Source organism: Herbihabitans rhizosphaerae, from assembly GCF_004216555.1.
GTDB classification, from domain to species: Bacteria; Actinomycetota; Actinomycetes; order Mycobacteriales; family Pseudonocardiaceae; genus Herbihabitans; species Herbihabitans rhizosphaerae.
The window spans coordinates 60,405-86,252 of record NZ_SGWQ01000015.1 but is presented as its reverse complement, the minus strand read 5'-3'; the positions used below and the strand labels follow the sequence as shown (position 1 = coordinate 86,252).

Sequence of the window (25,848 nt, the reverse complement as noted above, 5' to 3'; positions counted from 1 at the left end):
GTCCGTTTATCCTCTTGACCACAGCACGCGACTGTTCAATAGTGTTCGAAAGCTGTGCAGAAAATGCAGTAGTTGACATCAGAAGAATGGGTAGGCAGGCCATGAGCGTGCTCAGACGTGGATTCGTCGCCGCGTTTTCCCTGGTGGTCGCGGTGGGTCTGCTGTGGGCCACACCGGCGGCCGCACAACCGGACGGCTCGCTGGGCAAGGTCACCGACTTCTCCGCCGACGGTGCGACATACACGCTCACAGCGGGCCCGGCCAAAGTGCGGGTGATCTTCCAGCGCGACGACGTGTTCCGGCTGTGGCTCGCACCGGACGGGCAGTTCACCGACCCGGCCAACACGCCGCCACCGGACCCGAACGCACCGAGTTCCAACATCGTGGTGAAGACCGACTACCCGGCGCCCAGCACGCAGTGGACGGACAAGGGAACGTACTTCTCCTTGCGTACCAACACGATCGAGGTGCGCGCGTACAAGGACCCGCTGCGGTTCGCCCTGCACCGCGCGGACGGATCGGTGATCTGGTCGGAGACCAAGGCGCTGTCCTGGACCGACAAGACGGCCACCCAGTCGCTGGGCCGCGGCGTCGCCGAGCAGTTCGTCGGCGGCGGCATGCAGAACGGCCGCTTTTCCCACCGGGACAAGACAATCAAGGTCACCCGCGACTTCAACTGGGCGGACGGCGGCAACCCGAACGCCTCGCCGTACTACATGTCGACCGCGGGATACGGCGTGCTGCGCAACACCTTCGCGCCGGGCAACTACGCGTTCACCGAACCCGTCGCGACCACGCACGAGGAGAAACGGTTCGACGCGTACTACTTCGCCGGTGACATGTACACCGCGCTGGACCGCTACACCGAGCTGACCGGCCGCCCGTTCCTGCCACCGCTGTACGGCATGGAGTACGGCGACTCCGACTGCTACAACCGCGGCCACTACCGCCCCGGCGTGGACCCGGACCCGAACAACGACTGGAAGTACCACCAGGACAAGGAGACCACCGCCGCCGACGCGCCCAAGATCGCGCAGAAGTTCGCCGACCACGACATGCCGCGCGGCTGGATGCTGGTCAACGACGACTACGGCTGCGGCTACAGCGCCGACCGCGACGCCTTCGTCCCGAACCCGAACCCGGGCGGCGTGGAGCGCTACATCGGCACCAGGGACATCGAGGCGCTCACCAAGGCCGGCGACGAGCTGCGCAAGCGCGGTGTCCACATGGGACTGTGGACCGAGGCGGCGCTGGACAAGCAGCCCGAGGAGGTCGGCAAGGCCGGCGTGCGGGTGCGCAAGCTGGACGTGGCCTGGGTCGGACCCGGCTACCGGCACGCGCTGTCCGCGTGCGACACCGCGCACGGCGGCATCGAGCAGCACAGCGACGCGCGCGGGTACAGCTGGATGGTCGAGGGCTGGGCCGGTGCGCAACGCTGCGCCGTGCAGTGGACCGGCGACCACTCCGGCACGCTGGACAACATCAAGTGGCAGATCCCCGCGATCCACGGCTCGGGCAACTCCGCGATCGCGTATGCCGCCGGTGACATCGATGGCATCTTCGGCGGCAGCGCCACCAGCTACGTGCGCGACATGCAGTGGAAGGTGTTCAACCCGGCGCTGATGACCATGAGCGGCTGGTCCACGCCGAAGTTCAAGCAGCCGTGGGCCTACGGCGAGCCGTATACCGCGATCAACCGCAAGTACCTGAAGCTGCGCGAGCGGCTGCTGCCGTACCTGTACTCCTACGCGGCGAACGCGCACCGCACCGGTGCGCCGATCAACCGCTCGCTGGTGCTGGAGTACCCGGACGATCCGAAGACCTGGGACGACACCACCAAGTACGAATTCCTTGCCGGCAAAGAGTTCCTGGTCGCTCCCATGTGGACGGACAGTGAGGTGAAGGACGGGATCTACCTGCCGGCCGGCACCTGGATCGACTACTGGACCGGCAAGCTGTACCAGGGGCAGACCACGGTCAACGGGTATCACGCGCCGCTGGACCGGCTGCCGCTGTTCGTCAAGGCCGGTGCGGTCGTGCCGATGTGGCGCGACGGGATCAACGGGCACGCCGAGCAGAAGCCGGGCGACCGGGTCACCGTGGACGTGTACCCGCAGGGCAACTCGAGCTTCGATCTCTACGAGGACGACCGGACCACCCGGGCGCACCGCGAGGGCAAGTCGGCGACACAGAGGTTCGACGTGACCGCGCCGGTGGCCGGCAAGGGTGACGTGACCGTCCACATCGGACAGAGTGTCGGCGAGTACGCGGGCAAGCCGTCCGCGCGGCCCTACGAGCTGACCGTGCACACCGGATCGAAGCCGAAGGTGGTCAAGGCGGACGACCGCCCGCTGACCGAACACCCGTCCAAGCAGGCCTACGAAGCGGCCGAAACCGGTTGGTACTACGCGGAAACCGATCGCGGCGGCGTGGTGAACGTGAAGACCTCGCCGGTGGCGACGAGTGCGTCGTCGGTGATCACACTGGCCGGTGCCAGCTCGGTCGGCGGCGGCGCGCACGCGTCGGACTCGCTCGGCGTGCCGGAACTGTCCACACCGGACCTGTGGGCCGCACCCGGTCAGCCGACCGACGTCACCGCGACCTTCCGCAACGGCGGCACGCACCGGATGCTGGACGTGCGGATGGCGCTGAACCTGCCGCAGGGGTGGACCGCCGTGCCGCGTGACCCCGCGCCGGCCCGGGTGGTCGAGCCCGGCCGGACGGTGTCCGCCCGGTTCACCGTGACACCGGGAGCGACCGTGCCACCGGGCAAGTACACGGTCCGCGCGGACGTTACCTACACGGCGCGCGCCGGCCGGGTCTACTACAACACCGCGGTGGCCGGCGCCGCGCTGCCGTACGCGTCGATGTCCACCGCGGCGAACACGGTCGGCGTCACCGACGCGACGACGTTCGCGAAGGGCGGCTTCGACCCCGACGGCAACAGTTTCGCCGGGGAGTTGTTGGCGGACAAGGGTTTCCGGCCCGGTGCGAAGGTCACCGTGAACGGCGCGGAGTTCACCCTGCCACCCGGCGCGCCGGGTTCGCCGAACCTGGTGAAGAACAACGCGCAGCCGATCCTGGTGTCCGGCACGGGAACCCACCTGGCGTTCCTCGCCTCCGGCGCGAGCACCAACGCGACCGGCACGGTGACCGCGATGTACACCGACGGCACCGAGTCTCAGCACGCGTTGCAGGTGCCGAACTGGTCGTTCCAGGACGAGGGGACCGGCGGCTCCAAGCTCGCCGTGGCGGTCAAGGGTCGGTACACGCCGACCGGGTTGGCCAACACCGACGTGGACTACCGGATGTTCTACAACACCGTGGAACTGGTGCCAGGCAAGCAGATCCGCGCCGTGAAGCTGCCGGCGAACTCGACCATCGGGTTCTTCGCAGCGGCCGTGCACGACCGGCCGCTGCCGCCCGCGCCGAAGGGTGAGGCGTTCGTCAGCGACCTGGAGTGGATCTCCACGACCAACGGCTGGGGACCGGTCGAGCGGGACAAGTCGAACAACGAGAGCGCCGGCGGCGACGGCAACCCGTTGACACTCAACGGTGTCACCTACGCCAAGGGCCTCGGTGGGCACGCGGTGTCCGCCGTGAAGGCGAACCTCGGCGGGGTGTGCACCCGGTTCACCGCCAAGGTCGGCGTGGACGACGAGATGGCCGATCGCGGCTCGGTGGTGTTCAGGGTCGTGGTGGACGGTGTGGAGAAGTACGTCTCGCCGGTGCTCACCGGGAACTCCGCCACCGCGACGGTGGACGTGGACGTCACCGGCGGCAAGACGATGGACCTGCACATCGGCGACGGCGGCAACGGCGTCGGCAGCGACCACGGCGACTGGGCGGAGGCCAAGCTGACCTGTGCACCCTGATCGGGTGGGATGTCCGAAACGTTCAATACGGGCGGCGTGAGACGCGCGACGATGGCGGTATGTCCATCGTGATTCGCCCTGGTGAACCGGAATACGACGCGCTGCGCTCGGGGTTCAACCTCGCCGTCGAGCACCGTCCCGAGCTGATCGTCGACGCGACGTGCGCGGCCGATGTGGTCGCCGCCGTGCGGCTGGCCTCGGATCGTGGCGTGCCGGTCGGCGTGCTGAACACCGGGCACGGGCCGTCCGTGCCGGCCGACGGCGCGGTGCTGATCCGCACGGGCCGTATGTCCACAGTGGACGTCGACCCGGCACGGCGGGTGGCGCGGGTCGAGGGCGGCGCGTCGTGGCGGGCGGTCATCGAGGCCGCCGCGCCGCACGGGCTGGCCCCGCTGAACGGCACCAGCCCGCACGTCGGCGCGGTCGGCTACACGCTTGGTGGCGGAGTCGGCCTGCTGGCCAGGCGGTTCGGCTTCGCCGCCGATCATGTGCGGTGGTTCGACGTGGTCACGGCGGACGGCGCGCACCGGCGGGTGTCCGCCGAGGAGAACCCGGACCTGTTCTGGGCGATGCGCGGTGGCGGCGGCAACTTCGGCGTGGTCACCGCCATGGAGATCGACCTGTTCGCGGTGCCGGGCGTGCTGGGCGGCGAGCTGTGCTTCGGGCCGGAGGTGTTCGAGGACGTGCTGCACGGTTACGCCCGCTGGGCGGCCGAGGTGCCCGACACGATGGCCTCGTCCGTGCTGCTGCTCGACTACCCGGACGATCCGGCGATGCCGCCGGAACTGCGCGGCCGGCACATCACGCACGTGCGTCTCGCGTACAGCGGAGACAACCGCGCCGAGGGACACCGGTTGGTGGAGCGGCTGCGCCGGCTCGGCCCTCGCGTCGTGGACACCGTGCGCGAGCTGCCGTACACGGAGATCGGGAGCATCCATCACGAGCCGGTCGACGTGCCGGTGCCCGCGTTCGATCGCAACATCATGCTGCGGGACTTCGACCAGGACGCGGCCGCCACGCTGGCCAAGCACGCCGGCCCGGGTGCGCCGTACCTCGTCGAACTGCGGGCCTGGGGCGGCGCGCTGTCCCGCCCGGCCGCGGTGCCGAACGCGATCGGCAGGCGGGACGCGGCGTTCTCGCTGCTGGCGATCAGCGACCCGGACGTGGCCAACCGGACGCGTCGGGACGCGCTGCTGACGGCGATGCGGCCCTATGCCACCGGTGCGACGTTCCCGAATTTCTCCGGCGTCGAGGACACCTCGCCGGACGCGGTCAGCCTGGCCTACCACCCGGACGACTTCGCCAGGCTGCGCCGGATCAAGGCCGCCACCGACCCGGACAACGTGTTCCGGATCAACTTCAACGTCCCGCCCGAGGGTCGATGAGGATCTTGGCGTGCGCGCCGGGGTCGGCGAGCGTGCCGAACGCGTCGTGCACACCGTCGAGGCCGACCGTGTCGGTGATCAGCGGCGTGGCGTCGATCTCGCCGTCGGCGAGCATGTGCAGGGTGTCCCGGAACTCGATCGGGGTGTAGCCGAGCACGAAGCGCAGGTCGATCTCCTTGGTGATCGCCAGCGCCGGCCGAATGCGATCGGGTTCCATGCACACGCCGACCACGACCACGCGGGAGAACAGTGGCGCGCTGGTGATGATCTGGTCCAGCACCCCGGGCACGCCGACGCACTCGAAGACCACCGGGTGCTTGGGCGTGGTGGCGCCGAACCGTTCCGCGATCCGCCACACGTGCTCCCACGGCACCGGCAGCCGGCGGAGCTTGCTCATCGAGGAGACGGCCAGATCGAGCAGGGCCGAGGCGGACACCACGTGCCCGTGGTCGGCGGCCGAGGCGAACGGCGAGTCCTCGGCCGGGTCCACCACCACGTCCGCGCCGCACGCGGTGGCCAGCGCGCGCCGGCCGGGGGAGAAGTCGCTGGCGATCACCGTACGCACGCCGTTCGCCTTGAGCAGGCTGATCACCGCGAGCCCGATCGGCCCGCAGCCGATCACGACGGCGACCTGCTTCTTGCCGACATCGCCCCGGCGGACGGCGTGCCACCCGACGGCCATCGGCTCGGTCAGCGCGGCCACCTCGGACGACAGGCCGTTGGGCACCGGGAACGCGAGCGACTCCTGGACCAGCATCCGCTCGGCGTAGCCGCCCGGCGCGGCGGTGGACAGCCCGATCTGGTGCACGCCGTCCGCGCGGCGCAGCAGCGGCATCGCCACCACCCTGGTGCCCGGCTTGATCGCGCGGCAGCCCGGCCCGCGCTCGACCACCTCGCCGCAGAACTCGTGGCCCATGATCACCCGGTGATCGGAGCGCATGAACCCGTCGTAGCCGGCCTCGCTCGCCACGTCGGCCAACTCGTCGGCGTGGTGGCGCGCGTGCAGATCCGAGCCGCAGATGCCGCAGCGCTCCACCTCGATCAGCAGGTGGCCCTTCTCTGGCCGAGGGTCTGGCAGTTCGGCGACCTCAAGGCGCGCCTTCTCGCAAGTGACCGCTCTCATTTGGCAACGGTAGCCGGTTGCCGACGGCCAGCGCGGCCAGCGCGTGCTCGCCGGGCAGACCGGTGAGGGTGAACAACAGCAGCATTGGGAGCGCGGTGCCGGCATAGGCGAGGGCGAAGTGCCCGAGTACGCCGGTGATCGCGAGGCTCGCCACCGTCGCGACCAGGGCCACCGAGGTGCGCGCGTTCACGCCGTGCGTCAGGTACAGCGCGACCACCATGATCACCGTGCAGCCGATCACCGCGACCACGAGCGGATCATTGCCCTCGATGATCGCCGGCAGCACGAACTCGGTCAGCCCGAGCAGACAGACCGCGAGCGCGCCGAGTGCCGCGAGCCCTCGCCAGCGGGACAGTGCGATCACGGCGAGCGCGAAGAGTCCGGCCAGTACGGCGAGTGGCACGAGCAGTTGAGCTATGCCGAGCTGGACCGGTGCGCCAACCAACTCGCCAACCACCTGCGCGGGCTCGGCGTCGGCGCGGACGACGTCGTGGCGATCTGTCTGGACCGCTCGACGGAAATGGTTATCGGCCTGCTGGCCGGCGCTGTCTAGCTCTAGAGGGCTACAAACCGGGTCGAGCCCGCTGAACCCGTTAGCGCGGCTAAAGGGTTCAGCGGGCTCGACCCGTTAGCGTGGCTCACGACACGCCGGAAAGGCCCTGTAGTACAGGGCTAGATGACCGCGTAGCTGGTGGCGACCGCGGCGGCGCGATCGCGCAGGGAGCTGCGCAACCATTGCGGCGCAAGGGCTTCCGCGTTCGTGGCGAGCTGCCACAGCGCCCACTCGGCGTGCCTCGAATCCTGGAAGGTCAGCTCCAGTCGCGGCCAGCCGTCCGCGTCGGCCTCCTCGGCAAGGACGGCCAGTGCGGTGCCCACCAGCTCCGCGCGCCGCGCCGGGTTCACCCGCACCAGCACGGTGACCTGGTCGCCGCCGGTCCGAAACCGGGTGCTGCGTTCCTGCCAGGCCCGGTCCAGGTCGACCCGGTCCGGTCGCTCCGCGGGTTCGGCGAGTTCCTCGGCCTCCAAGATCCGGGACAGCTTGTAGGTGCGGTCCGCGCCGGACCTCGTGGCCAGCAGGTACCCCTGGTCGCGCACGGTGACCAGGCCGATCGGGTCCACCGTGCGCCACTTCGGGCTCTGGTCCACGGCCGCGTAGTGGATGCGCAGCTTGTGTCCGGCGAACACCGCGCGCCGGACCTCGGCCACGATGGTGTCGGGCACCTCCTCGTCGACCAGCCGGCGCGCGAGCAGGTCGATCTCCGGGTCGATGAGCAGTCGCTGGGCCGCGCCGGCAGCGGTGGCCCGATAGCTTTCCGGCAGCGCGTCGACCACCTTGCGCATGGCCGACGCGAGTGCCGCGCCGAGGCCGAACGTCTGCGCGCCGCGCCGCGATCCGGCGACCAGCAGGGCGAGTGCCTCGTCGTGGTTCAGCCCGGTGAGCTCGGTCTGAAAACCGGGCAGCAACGCGAAACCGCCGTGCCGGCCGCGTTCGGCGTAGACCGGGACGCCGGCCGAGGACAGCGCCTCGATGTCGCGCAGCACGGTGCGAGTGGACACCTCCAGCTCGCGGGCCAGCGCGGTCGCGGACAGCCGACCGTGCTGGCGCAGCAGCAGCACCAGCGACACCAACCGGTCGGCGCGCATACGAGAACTCTACCGAAATACACGACACAGGATGTCGTGATTCGCTGAGAGGCTCATCGGCATGACAAGCAAGACAGTGGCCACTGAGCCGAACGACCTTGGCAAGTACTTCATCGAGCGCGCCAACGCGGGTGACGTCGACGGACTGGTGGCGTTGTACGAGCCGGACGCCGTGCTGGCGTTCCCGCCGGGCAACCTCGCGACCGGACACGCGGAGATCCGCAAGGTGTACGAGCAGTTCGTCGCGGCCGCGCCGGTGCTCCTGCCGGGCAGGCAGCACCTGGCGCTGGTGAGCGGCGACCTGGCACTCACGGCGTCCACGCTGACCACCGGCGAGGTGACCGTCGAGATCGCCCGCCGCCAGCCGGACGGGTCCTGGCTGTGGGCCGTGGACCAGCCGGCACTCGTACCCTAGTGCCCCGTGTCCGAAATCATCTTGCGATTGCCGGGGCCAGCGCGGCGCCTCGCTGCGTTGTCGGCAAGGGCAAGTACAACCCCGGTACGAGCCCTTACCTCCGCCTTGCGACGCACCACGCTGACTCCCGGCAATCATCAAGGAACCTCGGACACGGGACACGAGCGGGGCGGCGGTGAGACGCGTCGCGACGATCGGCGTCTACGGCTTCACGGTCGAAGCCTTCGTCGAGAAGCTCACCGGCGAGGGCGTGGGGTTGCTGCTCGACCTCCGCCAGCGCCGCGGCGTTCGCGGACCCGAGTACGCATGGGCGAACTCGGCGCGGCTCCAGGGCGCGCTCGCCGCCGCGGACATCGCCTACCGGCACGTGAAGGAGCTGGCGCCGACCACCGATCTGCGCCAGCTCCAGTACCGCGAGGACGACCGCCAGGGCGTGGGCAAGCGCAACCGCGTCGCGCTCGCGCCCGAGTACGCCGAGCGCTACACCCGGGAGATCCTCGACCCGTTCGACCTCGGCGCGCTCGTGGCCGAGCTTCCGGACGACTCGACGACCGTGCTGCTCTGCGTCGAGCGCGACCCGGAGGCATGTCACCGCTCACTCGTGGCCGCGCGGGTGCGCGCCGGGCATGGCTTGCCGGTCACGGATCTGCGTCCAGGACGCCGGCCAGCTCGGGAGCGCGGATGATCGCGTAGTGGTCGGCGTCCACCGGGTGCACGGTGATCGATCCGAGGGTCGCGCGCCACCGCTCGACCGGCGTGCCGTCGCCTCGGACGAACGTGACCGGGCCGGCGTACGGGCGAACCTGGTGTGCCGCAAGGAGATCGGTCAGCGCCTGGAAGATCGCGAGACCGTCACCGGTTTCGGCGAGCGCGTCTCCGGGGAGGTCCAGCACCGGCAGGCTTTCGGCCAGCGCCTCGGTTCAGAACGCCGCTGCTCGTCGGCCGCCGAACTGTCCAGCCGTTCGTTGTGCCACAGCGAATAGTCACCGTACTGGAAAGGATCGTCATCCAATACCGGAGAATCGCCCGACCGGAAAGCGTGATAGCACTCGGTCAATTCTTCCAGCAATACCTTCAATGACCAGCCGTCGCAGATCGCGTGGTGCGCGCACAGCATCACGATCGGCTCGGAATCGCGGCAGGAGAACACACCGGCGCGAAACAGCGGCCCCGATTCCAGGTTATGTCGTCGTCGACGACCTGTCGCAGACCCTCGCGGGACGCGAGGAATCTGGTGCGCAACGCCTCGTGCCGGGCGACCACTCGTTCGACTGCGCGGCGCAGCGTCTCGACGTCAAGATCGGCGGACCCGCGCGGGAACAGCGGAACGTGATACGTCGGTGCGTCGCCGAGCGCCTGCTGGGCGAAGAACAGCTGTTCCTGCACCTTGGAGGCGGGAAACGCGTCCATGTCGACCAGGTGCGCGGCGGCATGCGACTGCTGATCATCGATCACTCGAGAAACTCTTCCCCGTGTCAGAACCCACGACAGCGTACAGGCTCCGAACGCCCACGAGGGCCGCGTTCGGTGCGCTAGGGTGCGGGTTGTGACAATGCACGACACGACTGTTGTTCGCCGTCGGCGAAACCCCGACGCGACTCGCAGACTGATTTGCCGCGGCTTCTGTGGCGGGGGAGCGGCGTCTTACCTCGAATGGGACGACAAAATCGGCCCCGAGAACGAACTCGCCGCCATCTGCTATCCCGGCCGAGAGGGCAGGTTCACCGACGAATTCGCCGAGAACTGGGACGAACTGGTCGCCGACACGACCGAGGCGGTGTTGTCCGCCACCGACATTCCCTACGTCCTTTTCGGTCACAGCATGGGCGGCTGGATGGCGTTCGATGTCACCGCCGGAATCGAGCGAGCCGGAAAGCGGCCGCCCGAAGCGCTGGTCGTGTTCTCGGCCAACGCGCCGAGCAGGGGCCTGACCGAACGGGACATGTTGCCCGGCGGGCACTTCTACACGCCGGAGACCTGGCAGAAGCTGCCCACGTTCATCGAGTCGCTCAACGCCGCCCAGCCGGCGACACCGTAGATCGCCAACGGTCGCGGTCGAGGATCGATGGGTTCGTTCTTGCTCATTCCCTACTCGGCGCGCGGTCACGTGAACCCTTTCTTGGCGGTGGCAGCCGAGCTGATCGCTCGCGGCCACGCGGTCACGGTCGTGGCAGGACGCCGGTACGCGACCGCCGTGACGGATGCCGGCGCGTCACTCGTCGGCGGAGATACCGACCACGACGTGCGCGTCCAACCTGGTTACGGCGTCCGGAAAGGCATCGATCGGGTCGCGCTCTCCGTCGCCCGCCGCCAGGCGTGGACGCGGATGGCGAGCACCTGCCGAGCGGTGTTCGATTCCGCGCCCCCGGACGTGGTCCTCGCCGATCCGAGGCTGCGGTGGGCGGGCCGGCTCGGTACCCGCTGGGGTGTGACGACCGTGCCGTTCTGGACCACGTACGCGCGTCTTCGTCGGGGATCGGGACTGGTCCTGGTGAACGCCGTGCCGGAACTGCAACCGCGACGCGAGCGGTTCGGTCCGCACTACCGGTTCGTCGGCCCGTTGATCGGCGGCGTGCGATCTCCCGACCCCGGTCTGCCGTGGGAGCGGATCCGGCGAGGTCGCACGCTGCTCGTGTCGCCCGGCACCGTCAACACCTGGGAACGACAATTCTTTCGCACCCTGATCGGAGAACTGGCCGACACGGAATGGACCGTGGTGCTCGCCGCCGGGCAGACCCCGCTCAGCGCACTGGGTGCGTTGCCGGGCAACGTGATCGCCCGGCAGTGGCTCCCTCAGCTCGAGCTGCTCGAACACGCCGACGTGTTCGTCACCCATGCCGGTATGAACTCCGTACAGGAGTCGATCGTCCACGCGGTGCCGATGGTCACCGTCCCGCGCAGCCGGGAGCAGAATCGCCTGGCATCGCTCGCACATCGGTGCGGAGTCGCCCTGCCGTGGCCAGGCCAGGGGCGGCTGCGGACGACGGTCGAACACCTCGCCGAGGACCCTGCTGTCCGGTCGACCTTGCGGGCGGCCCAGCGGCAGGCGGTGGCATCGGCCGGTGCCGCACACGCCGCTGATGCCCTGGACGGCGTGATCATCAAGGACATGCGGTGTTGATCAGGTCACCCTCTGGTGTCCTGAGTCGCTAGAGTCGAGGGTTGAAACCTGGGGAAAGGGGTTCCGGTGGGCACCGTACTGCCGATGAAGCCGTGGTGCGTCGGTCGCGATGAGCAAACCGAGACGGTGACCGGGTGGCAGGTGGACGCGGTGCGGGAACGCGTGCCGCTGCTCGTGCTGATCACGGGGGAGCCCGGCGCCGGCAAGACCACGTTGACCGTCGCGGTCGCCTACGCATTGGCGAACGACTATCCCGATGGCGTGCTGTTCTGTGACTGCGGTGGCTCCGCGCCCGGCGGCGCGACGCCGGTCGAGGACGTGGCCAGTCGGCTGCTGGCGCAGCTGCGCGAGAACGTGCCGGACGATCCTCGTCAACGAGTGGACGCGCTGCGGTCTCATCTGGGTGGCCGACGGATCCTGCTGGTGCTGGACGACGTCGGGGACGCGCACCAGGTCAAGGAGTTGCTCGGTGACATGTCGCGGTCGGCGGTCCTGGTGACCAGCCGTCAGCGGCTCCCCGAGTTGGAGAACGCGCGTTTCAAGTCGATCATGCTCGGCGGCCTGAACGATACGGCGGCCGAAGTGATCGTGACGACGTTGGCCAATCCTCCGCTCGCGACGGTCGCCCGGCCGGTGATCACGGAGTTGAACAAGATCTGTGGCGGCCTGCCGGTGGCGCTCGCCATGGCCGCGGCACGCCTGCGGGATGGTGACGACAGTCCGGAGGAATTCGTCGAGGCGCTCCGCACCGGCCGCGTGCTCGACGAGGTCGACATCGATGGCACGCTCCAGAAGCTCTTCGACGCCGTGTACCGCGGCGTGAATCCCGACGAGGCGCGTGCGTATCCGCTACTCGCCCTGATCCCCGGACGGCACTTCGGCTTCACCGAGGCCGCCGCCGCGCTCGATCTGCCGGACCGGGCCGCCAAGCACCTCGTGCGTCGGCTGGTGCACAAGCTCATGGTGGTCGACCTCGGCGCCGAGCGGCCCGAGCACCGCGGCCTGTTTCGCTACCACGACCTGGTGCGCGAGTACGCGACGGAGGTGGCGTCGACTGACCTGGCCGAGGAGGTGCGCGACGAGACCGTGCGCCGGGTGATCGTGGCGCGGTTGCTCCGTCTCGGTGCGTTGGCCAAGGCCTACTCGAAACGTCCCAAGCCGTTCGGCGCGGAGTGGGCCTACGACGAGGCCGACCCCTCGTTTGACGGCGACGGCGTGCACGCGGCCGAGGAATTGGATCGCGAGTGGCCGAACCTGATCGCATCTGCGCGCCGGGCCGCCGAGCTTGATCAGCGCCGGCTGGTGACGGCCTTCCCGCCGGCGTTGTGGCCGTTCGCCTACCAGACCGGTCGTTGCTCGGTGGTGATCGATCTGTACATCCGGGCGCTGGACTACAGGGACCACGAGCCTGAGGTCACCTGGCAACTGCGCCGCGACCTGGCCGGCCTGTATGAGCGCATCGGCGAACACGATCTGGCCGACGAGTCCATCGCCCTCGCCTTCGCGGTCGGTTATCGCAAGGGAGACGAGAGCCTGTACACATGGCGCGGGCTCGCTCTGGAGTCACGTGGTGATCTTGCCGAAGCGCAGCGGGCGATGGACCTTGCTCGCGAGGCCGTGCCGCTGATGGAGGATCCGGAGCAGGAGCGGCGCGCACTGGTCTTGATCGACATGCACTGCGCGCGGATCACGTGGAAGCGCGGCGTTTCGGAGGAACTCGACAAGGCTGAGCAGGCGGCCATCCGTGCCCATGCCGGTTTCGTCGAGCGCGGTGACGAGCAGGTGAACGAGGCGCTCTGCGTCGAACTGATCGCCCGGATCCGTGGAGATCGCGGTGATGTCGATGCGGCGATTCGACTTGGGGAGGACGCGCGCGCGATGTTCCTGCGCGGCCGCCTCGCCAGCCGCGCGATCAACCTGCTCGAGTGGCTGGCGGAGACGGCGGACGCGGCGGGTCGCGCGGACGACGCGGCGCGGTACCGGGCCGAGGCCGAGGAACTGCGCGACGGGCACGATCAGTAGGCCCGGTCGACCGTCACCTCGCCTCGCCGCGCGCCGATTTCGATCGTGATCGACGGCGGCAGCTCGGTGATCGGGTGACCGGCGGCCAGCCAGGCGACGATCACCGACGGCAGTGACTCCTCGGGCAACTCGGCGGCGCGCAGGGTCGCGGTCCACCCGTCGCTGGTGCGCACGGTGCAGATGCCCTGGTCGAGCAGCGCGGCGACTTGGCAGGTCGGGTTGTGGTCGAGCGTGGCGCGCAGCCAGCTCGGCGGGTCGGCGAGGTCGGGCCGTCGTGCCGTGATGACCGACGCCTGCGAGCGCAGGGATCGCAGCGGGTAGTCCCGCGAGCAGACGATGTGGGTGGCGGGGCGGCCGGCCCGAGTCAGTCCGACCTCGGCGGGGCGACGCACGACGGTGATAGTCCGGCGCGCCTCATCGACAGTGGCGCTCACGCGGTACGCGTGCGGCGAGTCCCAGCGGTGCGTTCGTGGTGTGGAAGGGCTCGGCACGACCTCGACCGGGGCCTCGGCGGACGGTTCCGTCAGGTTCAGCAGCCGATAGAACAGGCCGCGCAGCAGACCGAGCGACCTTCCGGCCGCCGAGGTGACCAAGCCGGAAACGCTCGAATACCGATCGGGATCGTGGTCCTCGACCGCGTTGTCGATCTGCTGCCGTAACGGCGTGCCGGGGCGCAGCCTGGGCGCGGCGTCACCCATCGTGGAAACGGCCGTTCCCGGGACGACGTCGTATTCTTCGAAAGCGCCAAGCAACGTGGGCTTTCGTAACGCGGCATGGTAACCGGTCACCGCGCCGAAATCGCCGATGAGAACGTCGGACGCGATGAGGCCGGCTTGCCATCCGTCTATTTCCGGAAGAATTGTCAGTCCTGATCTGAGGCAGTCGGCCAGCCATTGTCTGATCTGCCCGGGGCCGTGACCGTGAGAGGTGTTCGGATGAAGCGCCGCGACTACTTTATACAAGTCGGACGGCAGCGCGTGCAGCAATTCTCTGACGATTTGTGGGTGTTGGCCGATGAGCGAGGAAGGTCCCCACGTCGAGGACACCATGACCACGGTTCGCCCGTCGACGCCGAGGGCACCGCGGTAGCGATCGCGGAACTCCAGGCTTGCCAACAGCCTGTCATAGCAAGGGTCTCCGGCGACGACGGCGCGCGAAACCGCGGTGGGCGCCTCACGTGCGAGAGCGTCACGCTGGTGGTCGTGGGAGAGTACGAACGCGTCGGCGATCGGTTTGCCGTCGTACAGGACCCATTGCGACGAAAGCCCGAAAATGCTCCGGGCTCCGGGCTCCGGGCTCCGGGCTCCGGGCTCCGGGCTCCGGGCTCCGGGCTCCGGGTGAGTACTTAGTATACCCAATTCCGTGCGAGAGAATGGCGAGTGGGGCTTCGATGTCGGTCAACCCGCCGTGGTGGCTCGCGGAAATGGCGAGATCGAATCTCGTCTGTTTCGCCTGGTGCCAGGGTATGGTGATGTATCCGAGTCGGTCGAGTAATTCGTCGAGTCCATGCTGAAACGGGTCCGAGCCGCTCGAGCTGAACACCAGTTGTACTCGGGGATCGCTGTCGAATGCGGGAATGACATCGAGAAGCCGGCTGACAGTGGTGACATTGTGCACCACGATGAGTACGACCCGTTCCGGCTTGACTGTGTTCCAGTGCCCGGCCCGGAGGCCGACCGGCACGTCCACCCCGGGCCCGGTCGTCATGTGGCCCGCGCCTCGGTGAGGCCGGCGGGAATCCGGGTCTTGTCGTCGACCCGTGCCGAGGCGATCTGCTCGGTGGTGAGGCCGATCGTCTTCGTCAGGTCGGCCTCCGACAGGTCCGCGTCGGCCAGGACGGCGTCGGTGAGGTTCGCTCCGGACAGCCGTGCCCCGGCCAGGCTCGCCGCTGTCAGGTCGGCGCCGGCGAGGTTGGCGTTGATCAACGTCGAGCCGTCCAGCTTCGCGCCGGCGAGGTTCGCTCCGGACAGATCGGCCTCCCGGAGCTCGGCCTTCGCCAGGAGGGCCGTCGGCATCGCGGTGCGGCGCATGTCGGCCCCCGGCAGGCGCACCGCGGTCAGGTTGAGCGGTTCCTCCGCCGTTCCTCGAATCCGTTTGCGCGGGACGCGCAGCGCCGCGACGGCCACCATGACGTCATCGGGCAGCGGTTCGGACACGCGAATGGTCTGCTGGCGCAGAAACCCGGCGATACGGTCGAGGACTCGGTTCCGGTCGGCGGGGGAGTCCCGCAGAATTCGATCGAGCGCGGCCACGCCGCCGGCGCGGACCGTCACGTTCTCGGACCCGAGATGCTCGACCGCCGCGGTGAACCGTTCGGTGAACTGCCTGTCACGGTCGAGGAAGTACCTTCTGGCCGTGTAGAACAGGCCGCCGGCGACCGCCAGGCCACCGAACAGACTGCCGATCTGGGTTCGAATCGTGCTGGTCGCCGCGAATCGATCCTTGGTGTCCATCCGTGTCACCTCGGTGCCGGCGATCCAGCTCGTGAGCGGTCCGAAGAGGAACCAGACCGTCACGAGCGTGACGATCACGAGTCCGCAGCCGATCAGCCATCGCCTCATGGGCACATTTCACTACGCGCCGCCGTCACCGGCGACCAGGGGTCCCGGGTTCATCGCGTAGGCGCCGGCGAGCCCGGCCACCTCGGACCACATCCGGGCGGCGCGCTCGGCGTCGGTGACCGGTGCGCGCACCACGCCGAGCGCCCACTCCCGCTGGTCGGCCGTCGCGGCGGCTTTGCCGTGCAGGGTGACCGCCGCCGAGGAGAAGTCGCGCACCAGGAACTCGAAGATCGAGTCCACCGCGTCCTGATCGAGGTCGACCAGCTTAGCCTGCTCCAGGATGAGCTGCCCGTAGACGATCAGCGTGAAGATCTCGCCGAGCGCCAACAGAAAGTCGAGATCCTTCTGCTGCTCGGCGTCGGGTGCGGCGGTGAGCAGAAGCTGGGTGAACGCCTCGGCCTGCTCGGTGAACAGCGCCACGTTCGGGATGCCCTTGGCCGCGGCGAAGGCGGCGCGCCAGTCATGGAAGCGGACCTTGGACAGCCCTCGGGTGGGGCCCTGCCGGAACAGGAACTCGTCGTCGGCGGCGTCCTGGCGGGTCGGCACCTCGGGCAGGTCCTCCGGCATGAACAGGTAGGCCGGCATGAACTTGAGCACCAGCGCCAGGTTCACCGCGACCGTGCCCTCCAGCCGGGGCAGGCACGTGGTGTCGAACTTCGCGATGGCGATGAAGTTGTCCTTCTCGAAGCCCTTGGCCGCCACGACATCGCCGAGTTGGATCATCACCTTCTCGCCCTCTGCGGTCACCTTCATCTTCGTGACCGGGTTGAACAGCAGATAGCGCCGGTCCTCGGGGCTCGCGGTGCGGAAGTAGTCGATTGCCCGGTCGCTGAACAGTTTCATCGCGATCAGCCGGGCGTAGGAGTCGGTGAACGACGCGCGGATGTGGCTCATGTCGGTGACCGGCTTGCCGTACAGCACGCGATTGTGCGCGTGCCGGATCGACGCGTAGAACCCGTGCGTGGTCAGTCCGATCGCGCCGAAGCAGAGGTTGAACTTGCCGACGTTGACCGTGTTGAGCGCGGCGCTGAACGCGTCGTCGCCGGTGTGCAGGATGTCGGTGGCGGCGACCGGGTAGTCCTCGAGCCGGAACTCCGACACGTAGTTCTGGTTCGGCACCACGTTCTGGATCAGCCGGTAGTTCGGGTGGCCGCTGTCGGCGGTGAAGAAGACGTACTGGTCGGGTCCGTCGACTCCGTCGATCCGCCCGAACACCGACACGGTGGACGCCGCGTTGCCGTTGCCGATGTAGTACTTGTCGCCGTTGGCCGTGAACCCGCCGGCGCCGTCCGGGGTGAGCACCATGTCGGTGGAGTAGATGTCCGCGCCGTGCTCCCGCTCGGACAGGCCGAACGCGGCCACGCCGCCCGCGTCGAGCGCCGCCGCGGCGCGTTCCCGTGCGGTGTCGTTGTGGCTCTGCCACACCGGGCCGAGCCCGAGGCAGGTCACCTGCCACGGGTACCAGTAGGACAGGCCGTAGAAGCCGAGCAGCTCCGACATGGCCGCCACCCGCGCGGTGTCCCACCGCTTGTCGCTGTCACCGCCGCCGTCGCGGGCCGGGGTGAGGAAGGTGGCGAACACCTTCTGCTCGGCCACGAAGTCGAGGAACTCCTGGTACCAGGTGTGCGCGTGGTAGTCCTCGACGAGCTTGGCCAGCCCGCGTCCCTCGAAGTGCTCGACGGTGGCGGCGAGCACCCGCCGCGTCTGCTCGTCGAAGTGCGCCGGATCGTAGGCGGACGGGTTGAGCAGCAGTGACTTCGCGGCGACGGGCATGGCTCTCCTTGCGATGGTCGGGTCAGGCTTCGCGCAGTGCGCGGTGGACGGCCTTGCCGACGAACTCGCCGAGCTCGTCGGGTGTCCAGGTCTGCTCGCCGCTGAGCAGCGTGCGGATGGCGCCCTCGCAGGAGGACAGGAACAGCTCCACCAGCACCGGCAGTTTGCGCGGCACGTCGGTGGTGCCCCAGGCGCGCAGGGTCGGGGTGATCAGGCGCTCGAACTCGGCGCCGATCAGCATCCGGCCGCGGCCGAACAGCTCGCGCACGGCGGGGTCGGGCGTGCCCTCGAACACGACTCGCCAGGAGTCCGGATGCTCGGCCACGGTGGTGAGTAACGCCTGGAAGCCGGCCACGAACGGGTCGCCGTCCCGCGGGGACAACGCGGCGAACGCGCCGCCGAGGATGACCTGTTCCTCTCGCTCGACCAGCGCCTTGATCAGCTCGATCCGGTCGGCGAAGCAGGCGTACACCACGGGACGGGTGACGCCGAGGTGGTCGGCCACCCTGGCGATCGACACCGCGGTGATGCCCTCGGCGGCGGCGATCGCCAGTGCGGCGTCCAGGACCTGAGGGCGGCGCCGCTCGGGTCCGAGGTGTGGCGCGCGCGTGCGGTCCGGAGCTGATCGGGTCACTCCGGCAGTGTTCCTACACAGCTGCAGGAAAACCATTCAGTTGTGAAGGAAACCACTCGAACGGGTGTCAAAGCCGGACGATCATCTTCCCGGTGTTGGTGCCGCGCAGCATGCCGAGGAACGCGTCGACCGCGTTGTCCAGGCCGTCCACCACGGTCTCGTCGGCGACGAGCTCACCGTCGCGCAGCCAGCCGCCGACCTCGGCCACGACCTCGGGCAGCCGGTCGAAGTGATCGCTGACGATGAAGCCGCGCAGGCTCAGCCGCTTGCCGACGGCCAGCGCGAGATTGTTCGGCCCCGGCTGCGGCTCGCTGGCGTTGTACATCGAGATGGCCCCGCACAGCGCGACCCGGCCGCCGACGTTCAGCCGGCCGATCGCCGCCTCCAGGTGATCACCGCCGACGTTGTCGAAGTAGACGTCGATGCCGTCCGGCGCGGCCGCCGCGAGTTGCCCGTGCACGTCGCCGTCGCGGTAGTTGAACGCCGCGTCGAAGCCGAGCCGGTCGGTCAGGTAGGCGACCTTGCCGGCCGATCCGGCACTGCCGATCACCCGCTTGGCGCCGCGCAGCCGCGCGATCTGGCCCACCAGCGCGCCGACCGCCCCGGCGGCGCCGGAGACGAACACCGTGTCACCCGGCTGGAACGCGGCGATGTCCAGCAGTCCGACGTGGGCGGTGAGCCCTGGCATACCGAGCGCGCCGAGGTACCGCGACGGCGACACGCCGGTGACACTGTCCAGCTTGGTCACGCCGCCACCGTCCACGATCGCGTGCTCGCGCCAGCCGAGACCGTGCAGCACCAGATCGCCGGCCGCGAGACCGTCCACTGTGGACTCAACGACCTCGCCGACAGCGCCGCCGACGAGCGGCTCGCCGAGCGGGAATGCAGGCGTGTAGGACTTGGCGTCGTTCATCCGGCCGCGCATGTACGGGTCCACCGACATGTACTGGTTGCGCACCAGCACCTGACCGGCGGCCAACGGCGGCAGGTCCCGCTGCACGAGGGCGAAATCGTTCGCGGTGGGCCAGCCGACCGGCCGTGCGGCGAGGTGGATCTCCCTGGTCGTGGTCATCACGCCACCTTCAGCTCGATGTCGACGTTGCCGCGGGTCGCGTTGGAGTAGGGGCACACCTGGTGCGCGGCGCCGACCAGGGCCTGCGCCGTCTCCCTCGGCACGCTCGGGGTGCTGACCAGCAGCGAGACGGACAGTCCGAACCCGGCTCCGGCCGGGCCGATGCCCACCTCGGCGGTCACCGTCGAGTCGTCGAGCGTGATCTTCTGCTTGCGCGCGACCAGTTGCAGCGCGCTGTTGAAGCAGGCCGCGTAGCCGGCGGCGAACAGCTGCTCCGGGTTGGTGGCGGCCGCACCGGGGCCGCCGAGCTCCTTGGGCACGCTCAGCTCGACGTCGAGGACCTCGTCCGAGGAGCGAACCCGGCCGCCTCGGCCCGCTCCGGTTGCCGTCGCCTTGGCTGTGTACAGCGTGGTCATCGCCTTCTCCTTCGATCATCGGATGTCGTACTCCATCGACCGTAGTGCGCAATTCAATTGTGCACAATCAAATGAACCGTGACGCTGATCGCGGGGGCGACTCGTCGGGGTGGTCAGTCGAGCGGTGCGAGGGTGTGCTTGCCGACCGCCTCGGTCAGCTCGACCAGGCGCTGCCGCAACTCCTCCAGCTCGGCCAGGTCCATACCCGAGGCGCCGGCGATCCGGCCGGGCACCACGCACGCGCGGCCGCGCAGCTCGTCGCCCTTGTCGGTGAGTCGCACGCGTACCGATCGCTCGTCCTCGGCCCGCCGCTCACGGGCGACCAGCCCGGCCGATTCCAGGCGCTTGAGCAGGGGAGACAGCGTCCCCGAGTCGAGGCGCAACGCCGTGCCGAGATCCTTCACGGTCGTCGGGCCGCGCTCCCACAGCACGATCAGCACCAGGTACTGCGGGTAGGTCAGGCCGAGGCTGTCCAGTACCGGGCGATACAGCTGGGTGACCGCCCTGGACGCCGAGTAGAGGGCGAAGCACACCTGCTTGTCCAGCGTCAGATCCGAGTTCCCCATGAGCTCGATGCTAGAAGCGAGTTCAGTTGTGTGCAACTGAGTGTCTCGCAAGCTACCGCGAGGCGAGCGGTGTAACGCCAGGTAAACAGCCATTTTCCGAGAGCCGAGAGTGGCCGTAGCCCCTTGACGGTGAGGCGGACGCGGGACTAGCCTTCCGTTGTCATAACAACCAATTGTGATCGAAGGCTCATGGCGGAATTCAAGCTCGACGACTCGGTGGGGTTCTTCCTCAACCGGACCGCGCTGTACCTCAAGCGCGAGCTGCTGCACGCGTTCCGGGACGCCGGCTGCGTGGTCACGCCGGAGCAGTGGGCGCTGCTGAACCGGCTGTGGGAGGAGGAGGGCCTCTCGCAGGTGGAGCTCGCGCAGCGGACGTTCAACGACAAGCCGAACGTGACGAGGATGCTCGCCGTGCTGGAGCGCAACGGCTACATCTTCCGTGAGCCGAACGAGCAGGACCGCAGGGCCTTCTCGGTGTTCCTGACCGCGGAGGGGCGCCAGCTCAAGGAATCACTCGTCGGGCTGGCCGAAGCGGTTCTGGCCCGCGCGCTGGAGGGGCTCGTCGACGACGACGTGGCTGCGCTGAAACGGATCTTGAGGCACATCGACGTCAATCTGCTCGACCGGCAGGACGCCGCGATGCCGTAGGCCCAACCCATGGGAGGACGACGCATGAAGAAACGCGTACACGCCGTCGCCGGCACACTCGGTCTGACCTTGATCACGACCTTTTTCGTCGCCTCCGTCCTGGTGGAGGTGGGCGGTGACCACGATGCCATCGCGAGCGTGAAAACCCTGATCCTGTACGGAATCTGCGTACTGGTGCCCAGTATGGCGATCACCGGTGGGAGCGGGCGGTCGCTGATGGGCAAGCGCCGCGGCCCTCGAATTCTCGGCAAGCAGAAGCGGATGATCGCCATCGCGGCGATCGGCCTCGGCGTGCTCACGCCGTGCGCCATCCTGCTGCAGCGACTGTCCGCCGAGAACGACTTCGGCGCGGCGTTCACGACCCTGCAGGCGATCGAACTCGCCGGCGGGGCGGTCAACATCGTTCTGATGAGCCTGAACCTGCGCGACGGCCTGCTGCTCACCGGACGCATCCGGCGCCGGCGGAGCAGCACGACCGGCGTGGCTTGATCTTTCCCGGCGCGACGAGGCGTCAGCAACAGCTCGACTACCAACCGGTCGTGCCGGGCAAACCCGTTGCTGGACAACGGTTCGATCGAGCCGCGTCCGCGGTGAGGCGTACCCGCACGGCCTCGTCCGAAGGGGTGACTTTCCATTAGACGCATCGCTGACGCGCCGGTGACGACCACCGGTGACTTACTCGAGGCGCTCCGGTCCGCGGCCGAACTGCTGAGGACCAGGACCAGGGCGCGGGTTCGCCGGGACTGCCCGACCGTCGCGACCACACCGGACCACGCCATCGACACCGCGTTCGACCTGCAGTACCGGCAGATCATCGAGTCGATCCGCGGCGGCGGCCGGCTCGCGCCCCTGGAGTGCGACCGGCGCGCGCCGTCGGAGGCCATGCTGTCGGTCGGGCGCGCGGCCATCACGGAGACGATCGACTACCTGGAGGAGATCGGCACCATGGACGGTGGCGACCCGGTCGCCTCGCTCGAGGTGGCCAGCGCGGTGGCCGACGTGTCCGCGTCGGCGATCATGTTGGGGGACAACGGGATTCGTCGCCCGGTGGACCGGAGCTCGTTCGACTCCGAGTACGGCAACCGGCTCGCCGGCATCCTGCTGCTCGGCCTGCCGACCTCGCCGGACCTGCGCCTGCAGGTCACCGTTTACGGCATCGGGACCGAGCGTCTGTACGTGCCGTTCCGCGCCCGACCGCGGGCCGGCCTGCGCCGCGGCGAGCTGACCGAACGGCTCACCGGAACCGAACCGCTCGGTGATCGCATGCTCGCCGAGATGGACGGCGACGTCGTCGGGTTCGGCGCCTGCCCGCCACCCGACCTGGCGGACGTCACCATCGGCATCGGGCCACCGCGCACGCTTGACCGCCTGCCGGAGTCGTTCCGGTTGGCCAGCCGTGCCGCCGAGTCGGCCTACGCGTTCGGCCTGACCGGCGTGCACACCATCGAGTCGCTGGGCCTGCTCCCGACGATCCTGGCCGACGGCGATGTCGGCGACGCCCTGCGCCGGCGCTATCTGGCACCGCTGTCCTCGGTGGAGTCGGGCGCGGAGGTGCTGGAGAGCCTGCGCGTCTACTTCGAACAGGGGATGCACGTGCACCAGGCGGCCAAGGTGCTCTATCTGCACCCGAACACGTTGCGGTACCGCATGTCCCGGTTCGAGGAGCTGACCGGTGCGCGGCTGCGCGATCCGGTGCACGCGATGGAGGTCTGGTGGGCGCTGCGGTACGACGCGTACATGACCCGGCTCGGCGCGGGAGGCCCTCGGTGAGCGAGATCGTCGAGTCGCTGGACACCGAGGCGCTGCGGGCGCACATCGTCGGGGCGGTGCGCCGCAACGCGCGGGCCATGCCGCAGCTGACCGACGCCGAGTATCTGCTGAGTGCCCTGATCCGACGTGTCATCGGCACGCCGGCGACGGACCGGGCGCGGCTGGTCACCATCGGCGCCGCGTGGGCCGCCGATGGCTACCCGCCGGGCCAGGTCGCCGCCGTGTACCAGGCGGCGCTGCGCGTGATCGTCGATCATCTGCGTGACGCGGGAGCGGTTCGGGGCACGCCGCCCGAGGTCGTGCTCGGCACGGTGGACGAGGTGGTCCAGCGGTGCAACGCGCTGGCCGCCGCGGTGGCCGAGGGCTACCAGAACGCCGAGCACCACCGCGTGCGCGCGAACTTCCTGCGGCGGCTGCTGTTCGACACCACGGCGACCACGGCACGGCAGGACGCCGTCCACTGTGGACTGGATCCGGACCGGGAGTACCTCGCGGTCCGCGGCCGGCCGGCACCCGGCATGCGGCCGGAGGACCTCGCGCGCGCCTACGGCCTGATCGCCGGGTACGGCGGCGCGGCGGGCCTGGTGACCGTGATCGGCGAAGACCTGGCCGGGGTGCTGCCCGCCCGGCCGGGGCAAGGGGCGGACCGTCGGGGCACCCTGGGGGTCGGTCCGCCCCGCCCACCTCATCGGCTGCCCGAGTCGTTTCGGATGGCCTCGCGTGCGCTGGAGACCGCCCGCCGGCACGGCCGCACGGGCGTGCACGAGTTCGACGAGCTCGGCCTGTTACCGACCGTCGGCACCGACGGCACGATCAGCGGCGCGCTGACCCGCCGATACCTGGAACCGTTGGGGCACAACGACTCCGCCGTCGAGATCGCCGACACTCTGCACGCCTACCTGCTGGAGGGCAAGAACGTGGCGCGCACGGCCGAGCAGCTGTTCGTGCACCCGAACACGGTCCGGTACCGGATCGCCCGGTTCGAGGAGCTGGCGGGGGTGAGCCTGCGCGGCAACCCGATCGCCGTCTTCGAACTCCTCTGGGTGCTGACTCACCGCTCGCTCGGCCGTGACGCGCTGGGCTCACCGGGGTAGGTGCGCGACGACTACAGCCACGCCCGGCTCGAGCGGTCTCTGCTGGAGCGGAGCAATAGCGGCTTCGGCAAGCTCGTTGTGCGCCCCGATAGTGTCCAACACACCTGGATGCTTCTCGAGAATCGCGAATACAAGCTGGACGACCCGAGGCAAAGTCTGCAGAAGGAGCGGACCGCCATCGTCGAGGCGGGCAAACCCGGCATCACCAAGATCTAACCTGAGAACTCGGCGAATATCCGCGTTCAACGGCGGTGTGCATGGTGTTGCGGATCGGTTTGCGATCCGGATCTACCCATGCGGGCGGGATGTAGTAGGGGATCCCATCGCGCATGACGATTTCCCAGTCTTGTTCGTGAACGGTGGTGTGGTGGTATCGACATAGCAAGGTCATGAGTTCTGCCGAGGTTATTCCGCCGTCGATCCAGTGGATGATGTGGTGTGCGTCGGTCCACTCTGGCGGCCGGTCGCACCCGGGGAATGAGCAGCCTTTGTCGCGTGCGATGAGTGCGGCTCGAATGGCTTTGGTGACGAGTCGTTCTTCGCGTCCGACGTCGAGTGGTTGACCTTCGCTGTTCAACACGATGGGCGTGATGCCCGCGTCGCAGGCGATCTGCCGAATCGTCTGTGGGGTGATCATCGCACCGAAGTCACCGTGGCCGAGCCCGATCTGCTGGCGAAGTTGTTCGTAGGAAATCGTCACCGCCAGGTGCGGTCGCCGTCCACCGTCTTGCGGGAGCGTGTCCGAGTCGAGCACCCGATTCGCAAGTTCGACCAGCGCCTCGGCCCACCGCCGCGCGGCGGAGCGGACGTCGTCCTTCCCGGCCGGTTTCGCGAGCGGGGAGAGTGCGGCTTTGAGGACTTCGGCACACTCGGGTGAGAGCTGCCCACGAATGTGGATCATGCCGTCAAGGTCCTCGACCATCGACAGTTCCATGCGTTTGCGGGCTTGTTGTTCGTTGAGCACAACCTGTTCAGGCTGTACGTACGCACGGATGTGAGTGGCGATCTTGCTGAGCTTCACCGGGTCGAAAGCTGCGCCTTCCTCCACGAGCCGCTGCTCGACCTCGGCGTGATGCTCGGCGGGAAGCTTCTTCAGGGTGGCGCGCACGACCTGGATGTGGTCGCGGCTGATCACCCCCTCGGCCAACGCTCGCGCCGCGACGGGTATCTGTGGCTCGATGGGCTGGCCGGTCAACGTGGCGGAGCCGAACAACGCGTTGGCGTCCTCGACTCGCCGTCGCGCGTCGCCTGGACTGATTCGTAGTCTGCCGCGCAACAGCACCGGCGTGGAGTAGGCACCCATTTCCCTAGCGATGCCTTCATCCTCTATTTGTTTGATGAGCCGTAGTTGCTCGAATTGTTGTTTTCGGATCGCTATTTCGCGAGCGTGTAGCTCGTCGAGTAGTTGTTGTCCCCTCATACCTCGATTCTACCGAAAAAGATCGACCACTATGGGGTGAATCAATAGGAGCAAGGTGGCGGCGCGGACAATTCGGGGCAGGCCCCCGGCCTGCCCCGATGTCGCCTGCCTTAGGGCCGATCGAGGCTCGCAAGTCCAGGGCGAGCGAAGCGAGTCGCGAAGCGACGCCGTAGGCGCCCTTGACTTGTGAGTATCGGCCCGCACAATTCCGCGCCGCCACACCCCAAGCCACAACGACGATGCGACTCAAAGCCACGACGGCGCAACTCGCGCGATGCACAGCGCGGAACTCGCGACCACCGACACGAC

At 68.7% G+C, this 25,848-nt stretch carries 25 protein-coding genes and 1 pseudogene; 13 read left to right on the top strand and 13 right to left on the bottom strand.

Annotated features, from left to right (window positions below; translation table 11 throughout):
- The first annotated feature begins 101 nt into the window (after positions 1-101).
- Together EV193_RS30175 and EV193_RS30170 are read left to right on the top strand one after the other, a co-directional pair.
- On the top strand, positions 102-3,875 hold the full coding sequence (locus tag EV193_RS30175) for an NPCBM/NEW2 domain-containing protein (RefSeq protein ID WP_130348348.1): 3,774 nt from the start codon (positions 102-104) through the stop codon (positions 3,873-3,875).
- A gap of 59 nt (positions 3,876-3,934) precedes the next feature.
- Positions 3,935-5,260 carry an FAD-binding oxidoreductase gene (locus EV193_RS30170; RefSeq protein ID WP_130348347.1) on the top strand — a complete coding sequence of 442 codons (1,326 nt, stop codon included), beginning with the start codon at positions 3,935-3,937 and terminating at the stop codon, positions 5,258-5,260.
- Here the strand turns inward: EV193_RS30170 and EV193_RS30165 are convergent.
- Both EV193_RS30165 and EV193_RS30160 read right to left on the bottom strand, forming a co-directional pair.
- Entirely contained in the window at positions 5,235-6,383 is a 1,149-nt protein-coding gene (locus EV193_RS30165; protein WP_130348346.1) for a zinc-binding dehydrogenase, read from the bottom strand. The two genes, EV193_RS30170 and EV193_RS30165, sit on opposite strands and share 26 nt — an antisense overlap.
- Positions 6,349-6,786, bottom strand: coding sequence for a YibE/F family protein (locus tag EV193_RS30160; protein WP_242613774.1), 438 nt, complete (start codon positions 6,784-6,786; stop codon positions 6,349-6,351). The genes EV193_RS30165 and EV193_RS30160 overlap by 35 nt, the downstream gene beginning before the upstream one ends.
- A 6-nt stretch (positions 6,787-6,792) precedes the next feature.
- Between EV193_RS30160 and EV193_RS30155 the strand changes: the two genes are divergently transcribed.
- Positions 6,793-6,936: an AMP-binding protein gene (locus EV193_RS30155; protein ID WP_130348344.1), complete on the top strand. Its 144-nt coding sequence runs from the start codon at positions 6,793-6,795 to the stop codon at positions 6,934-6,936.
- A 119-nt stretch (positions 6,937-7,055) separates the two neighbouring features.
- Here the strand turns inward: EV193_RS30155 and EV193_RS30150 are convergent, their stop codons facing one another.
- Positions 7,056-8,027, bottom strand: coding sequence for a helix-turn-helix transcriptional regulator (locus EV193_RS30150; protein ID WP_130348343.1), 972 nt, complete (start codon positions 8,025-8,027; stop codon positions 7,056-7,058).
- 76 nt (positions 8,028-8,103) lie between these two features.
- Between EV193_RS30150 and EV193_RS30145 the strand changes: the two genes are divergently transcribed.
- Both EV193_RS30145 and EV193_RS30140 read left to right on the top strand, forming a co-directional pair.
- Positions 8,104-8,442, top strand: coding sequence for a nuclear transport factor 2 family protein (locus EV193_RS30145; RefSeq protein ID WP_130348412.1), 339 nt, complete (start codon positions 8,104-8,106; stop codon positions 8,440-8,442).
- Positions 8,443-8,617: 175 nt separating this feature from the next.
- Positions 8,618-9,127 (top strand): DUF488 domain-containing protein, encoded by a 510-nt coding sequence (locus EV193_RS30140; RefSeq protein ID WP_130348342.1) that lies wholly within the window; start codon positions 8,618-8,620, stop codon positions 9,125-9,127.
- Here EV193_RS30140 and EV193_RS30135 read toward each other — a convergent pair.
- Positions 9,081-9,335, bottom strand: coding sequence for a hypothetical protein (locus EV193_RS30135; protein ID WP_130348341.1), 255 nt, complete (start codon positions 9,333-9,335; stop codon positions 9,081-9,083). The two genes, EV193_RS30140 and EV193_RS30135, sit on opposite strands and share 47 nt — an antisense overlap.
- A pseudogene (locus EV193_RS34840) lies at positions 9,269-9,852 on the bottom strand (condensation domain-containing protein). The gene EV193_RS30135 and the pseudogene EV193_RS34840 overlap by 67 nt, the downstream one beginning before the upstream one ends.
- Positions 9,853-9,994: 142 nt before the next feature.
- Here EV193_RS34840 and EV193_RS30120 point away from each other — a divergent pair.
- The 3 genes from EV193_RS30120 to EV193_RS30110 all read left to right on the top strand — a co-directional run bounded on the left by EV193_RS30120 (position 9,995) and on the right by EV193_RS30110 (position 13,585).
- A complete protein-coding gene (locus EV193_RS30120) occupies positions 9,995-10,480 on the top strand; it encodes a thioesterase II family protein (protein ID WP_130348410.1) in 486 nt (161 codons plus the stop codon).
- A gap of 27 nt (positions 10,481-10,507) precedes the next feature.
- Entirely contained in the window at positions 10,508-11,563 is a 1,056-nt protein-coding gene (locus EV193_RS30115) for a glycosyltransferase (RefSeq protein ID WP_130348339.1), read from the top strand.
- Positions 11,564-11,629: 66 nt separating this feature from the next.
- Complete coding sequence (locus EV193_RS30110; protein WP_130348338.1) at positions 11,630-13,585, top strand: ATP-binding protein; 1,956 nt, start codon at positions 11,630-11,632, stop codon at positions 13,583-13,585.
- Here EV193_RS30110 and EV193_RS30105 read toward each other — a convergent pair.
- From EV193_RS30105 to EV193_RS30075, 7 genes are all read right to left on the bottom strand, one after another.
- Complete coding sequence (locus EV193_RS30105; RefSeq protein WP_130348337.1) at positions 13,579-14,283, bottom strand: hypothetical protein; 705 nt, start codon at positions 14,281-14,283, stop codon at positions 13,579-13,581. The two genes, EV193_RS30110 and EV193_RS30105, sit on opposite strands and share 7 nt — an antisense overlap.
- Positions 14,284-15,288: 1,005 nt before the next feature.
- A complete protein-coding gene (locus EV193_RS30100; protein ID WP_130348336.1) occupies positions 15,289-16,146 on the bottom strand; it encodes a pentapeptide repeat-containing protein in 858 nt (285 codons plus the stop codon).
- A gap of 12 nt (positions 16,147-16,158) precedes the next feature.
- Positions 16,159-17,919: an acyl-CoA dehydrogenase family protein gene (locus tag EV193_RS30095; RefSeq protein ID WP_130348335.1), complete on the bottom strand. Its 1,761-nt coding sequence runs from the start codon at positions 17,917-17,919 to the stop codon at positions 16,159-16,161.
- A gap of 22 nt (positions 17,920-17,941) precedes the next feature.
- On the bottom strand, positions 17,942-18,553 hold the full coding sequence (locus EV193_RS30090; protein WP_242613772.1) for a TetR/AcrR family transcriptional regulator: 612 nt from the start codon (positions 18,551-18,553) through the stop codon (positions 17,942-17,944).
- 67 nt (positions 18,554-18,620) lie between these two features.
- Complete coding sequence (locus EV193_RS30085; RefSeq protein ID WP_130348333.1) at positions 18,621-19,625, bottom strand: NADP-dependent oxidoreductase; 1,005 nt, start codon at positions 19,623-19,625, stop codon at positions 18,621-18,623.
- Positions 19,625-20,041, bottom strand: a complete 417-nt coding sequence (locus tag EV193_RS30080; protein WP_130348332.1) for an organic hydroperoxide resistance protein — start codon at positions 20,039-20,041, stop codon at positions 19,625-19,627. The genes EV193_RS30085 and EV193_RS30080 overlap by 1 nt, the downstream gene beginning before the upstream one ends.
- A gap of 113 nt (positions 20,042-20,154) precedes the next feature.
- Positions 20,155-20,607 (bottom strand): MarR family winged helix-turn-helix transcriptional regulator, encoded by a 453-nt coding sequence (locus tag EV193_RS30075; protein ID WP_130348331.1) that lies wholly within the window; start codon positions 20,605-20,607, stop codon positions 20,155-20,157.
- Positions 20,608-20,796: 189 nt separating this feature from the next.
- On the opposite strand from EV193_RS30075, the gene EV193_RS30070 reads away from it, so the two are divergent.
- From EV193_RS30070 to EV193_RS30050, 5 genes are all read left to right on the top strand, one after another.
- Positions 20,797-21,255 carry a MarR family winged helix-turn-helix transcriptional regulator gene (locus EV193_RS30070; RefSeq protein ID WP_130348330.1) on the top strand — a complete coding sequence of 153 codons (459 nt, stop codon included), beginning with the start codon at positions 20,797-20,799 and terminating at the stop codon, positions 21,253-21,255.
- Between the two features lie 24 nt (positions 21,256-21,279).
- On the top strand, positions 21,280-21,744 hold the full coding sequence (locus tag EV193_RS30065) for a hypothetical protein (protein ID WP_130348329.1): 465 nt from the start codon (positions 21,280-21,282) through the stop codon (positions 21,742-21,744).
- Between the two features lie 168 nt (positions 21,745-21,912).
- Positions 21,913-23,025 carry a PucR family transcriptional regulator gene (locus EV193_RS30060; RefSeq protein WP_130348328.1) on the top strand — a complete coding sequence of 371 codons (1,113 nt, stop codon included), beginning with the start codon at positions 21,913-21,915 and terminating at the stop codon, positions 23,023-23,025.
- Entirely contained in the window at positions 23,022-24,119 is a 1,098-nt protein-coding gene (locus EV193_RS30055; protein ID WP_130348327.1) for a PucR family transcriptional regulator, read from the top strand. Before EV193_RS30060 ends, EV193_RS30055 begins: the two co-directional genes overlap by 4 nt.
- Positions 24,120-24,335, top strand: coding sequence for a hypothetical protein (locus EV193_RS30050; protein ID WP_130348326.1), 216 nt, complete (start codon positions 24,120-24,122; stop codon positions 24,333-24,335).
- On the opposite strand, the gene EV193_RS30045 is transcribed toward EV193_RS30050, so the two are convergent.
- Positions 24,322-25,539, bottom strand: a complete 1,218-nt coding sequence (locus tag EV193_RS30045; RefSeq protein WP_130348325.1) for an HNH endonuclease signature motif containing protein — start codon at positions 25,537-25,539, stop codon at positions 24,322-24,324. The genes EV193_RS30050 and EV193_RS30045 overlap by 14 nt on opposite strands.
- Positions 25,540-25,848 lie beyond the last annotated feature (309 nt).

Coding starts and splice junctions, on each gene's coding strand:
- EV193_RS30075 (WP_130348331.1), bottom strand. CDS start 20,607: ATGGGGAACTCGGATCTGACGCTGGACAAGCAGGTGTGCTTCGCCCTC.
- EV193_RS30175 (WP_130348348.1), top strand. CDS start 102: ATGAGCGTGCTCAGACGTGGATTCGTCGCCGCGTTTTCCCTGGTGGTC.
- EV193_RS30070 (WP_130348330.1), top strand. CDS start 20,797: ATGGCGGAATTCAAGCTCGACGACTCGGTGGGGTTCTTCCTCAACCGG.
- EV193_RS30165 (WP_130348346.1), bottom strand. CDS start 6,383: ATGAGAGCGGTCACTTGCGAGAAGGCGCGCCTTGAGGTCGCCGAACTG.
- EV193_RS30170 (WP_130348347.1), top strand. CDS start 3,935: ATGTCCATCGTGATTCGCCCTGGTGAACCGGAATACGACGCGCTGCGC.
- EV193_RS30105 (WP_130348337.1), bottom strand. CDS start 14,283: ATGGGTGACGCCGCGCCCAGGCTGCGCCCCGGCACGCCGTTACGGCAG.
- EV193_RS30100 (WP_130348336.1), bottom strand. CDS start 16,146: ATGAGGCGATGGCTGATCGGCTGCGGACTCGTGATCGTCACGCTCGTG.
- EV193_RS30085 (WP_130348333.1), bottom strand. CDS start 19,625: ATGACCACGACCAGGGAGATCCACCTCGCCGCACGGCCGGTCGGCTGG.
- EV193_RS30115 (WP_130348339.1), top strand. CDS start 10,508: ATGGGTTCGTTCTTGCTCATTCCCTACTCGGCGCGCGGTCACGTGAAC.
- EV193_RS30150 (WP_130348343.1), bottom strand. CDS start 8,027: ATGCGCGCCGACCGGTTGGTGTCGCTGGTGCTGCTGCTGCGCCAGCAC.
- EV193_RS30045 (WP_130348325.1), bottom strand. CDS start 25,539: ATGAGGGGACAACAACTACTCGACGAGCTACACGCTCGCGAAATAGCG.
- EV193_RS30095 (WP_130348335.1), bottom strand. CDS start 17,919: ATGCCCGTCGCCGCGAAGTCACTGCTGCTCAACCCGTCCGCCTACGAT.
- EV193_RS30080 (WP_130348332.1), bottom strand. CDS start 20,041: ATGACCACGCTGTACACAGCCAAGGCGACGGCAACCGGAGCGGGCCGA.
- EV193_RS30065 (WP_130348329.1), top strand. CDS start 21,280: ATGAAGAAACGCGTACACGCCGTCGCCGGCACACTCGGTCTGACCTTG.
- EV193_RS30120 (WP_130348410.1), top strand. CDS start 9,995: ATGCACGACACGACTGTTGTTCGCCGTCGGCGAAACCCCGACGCGACT.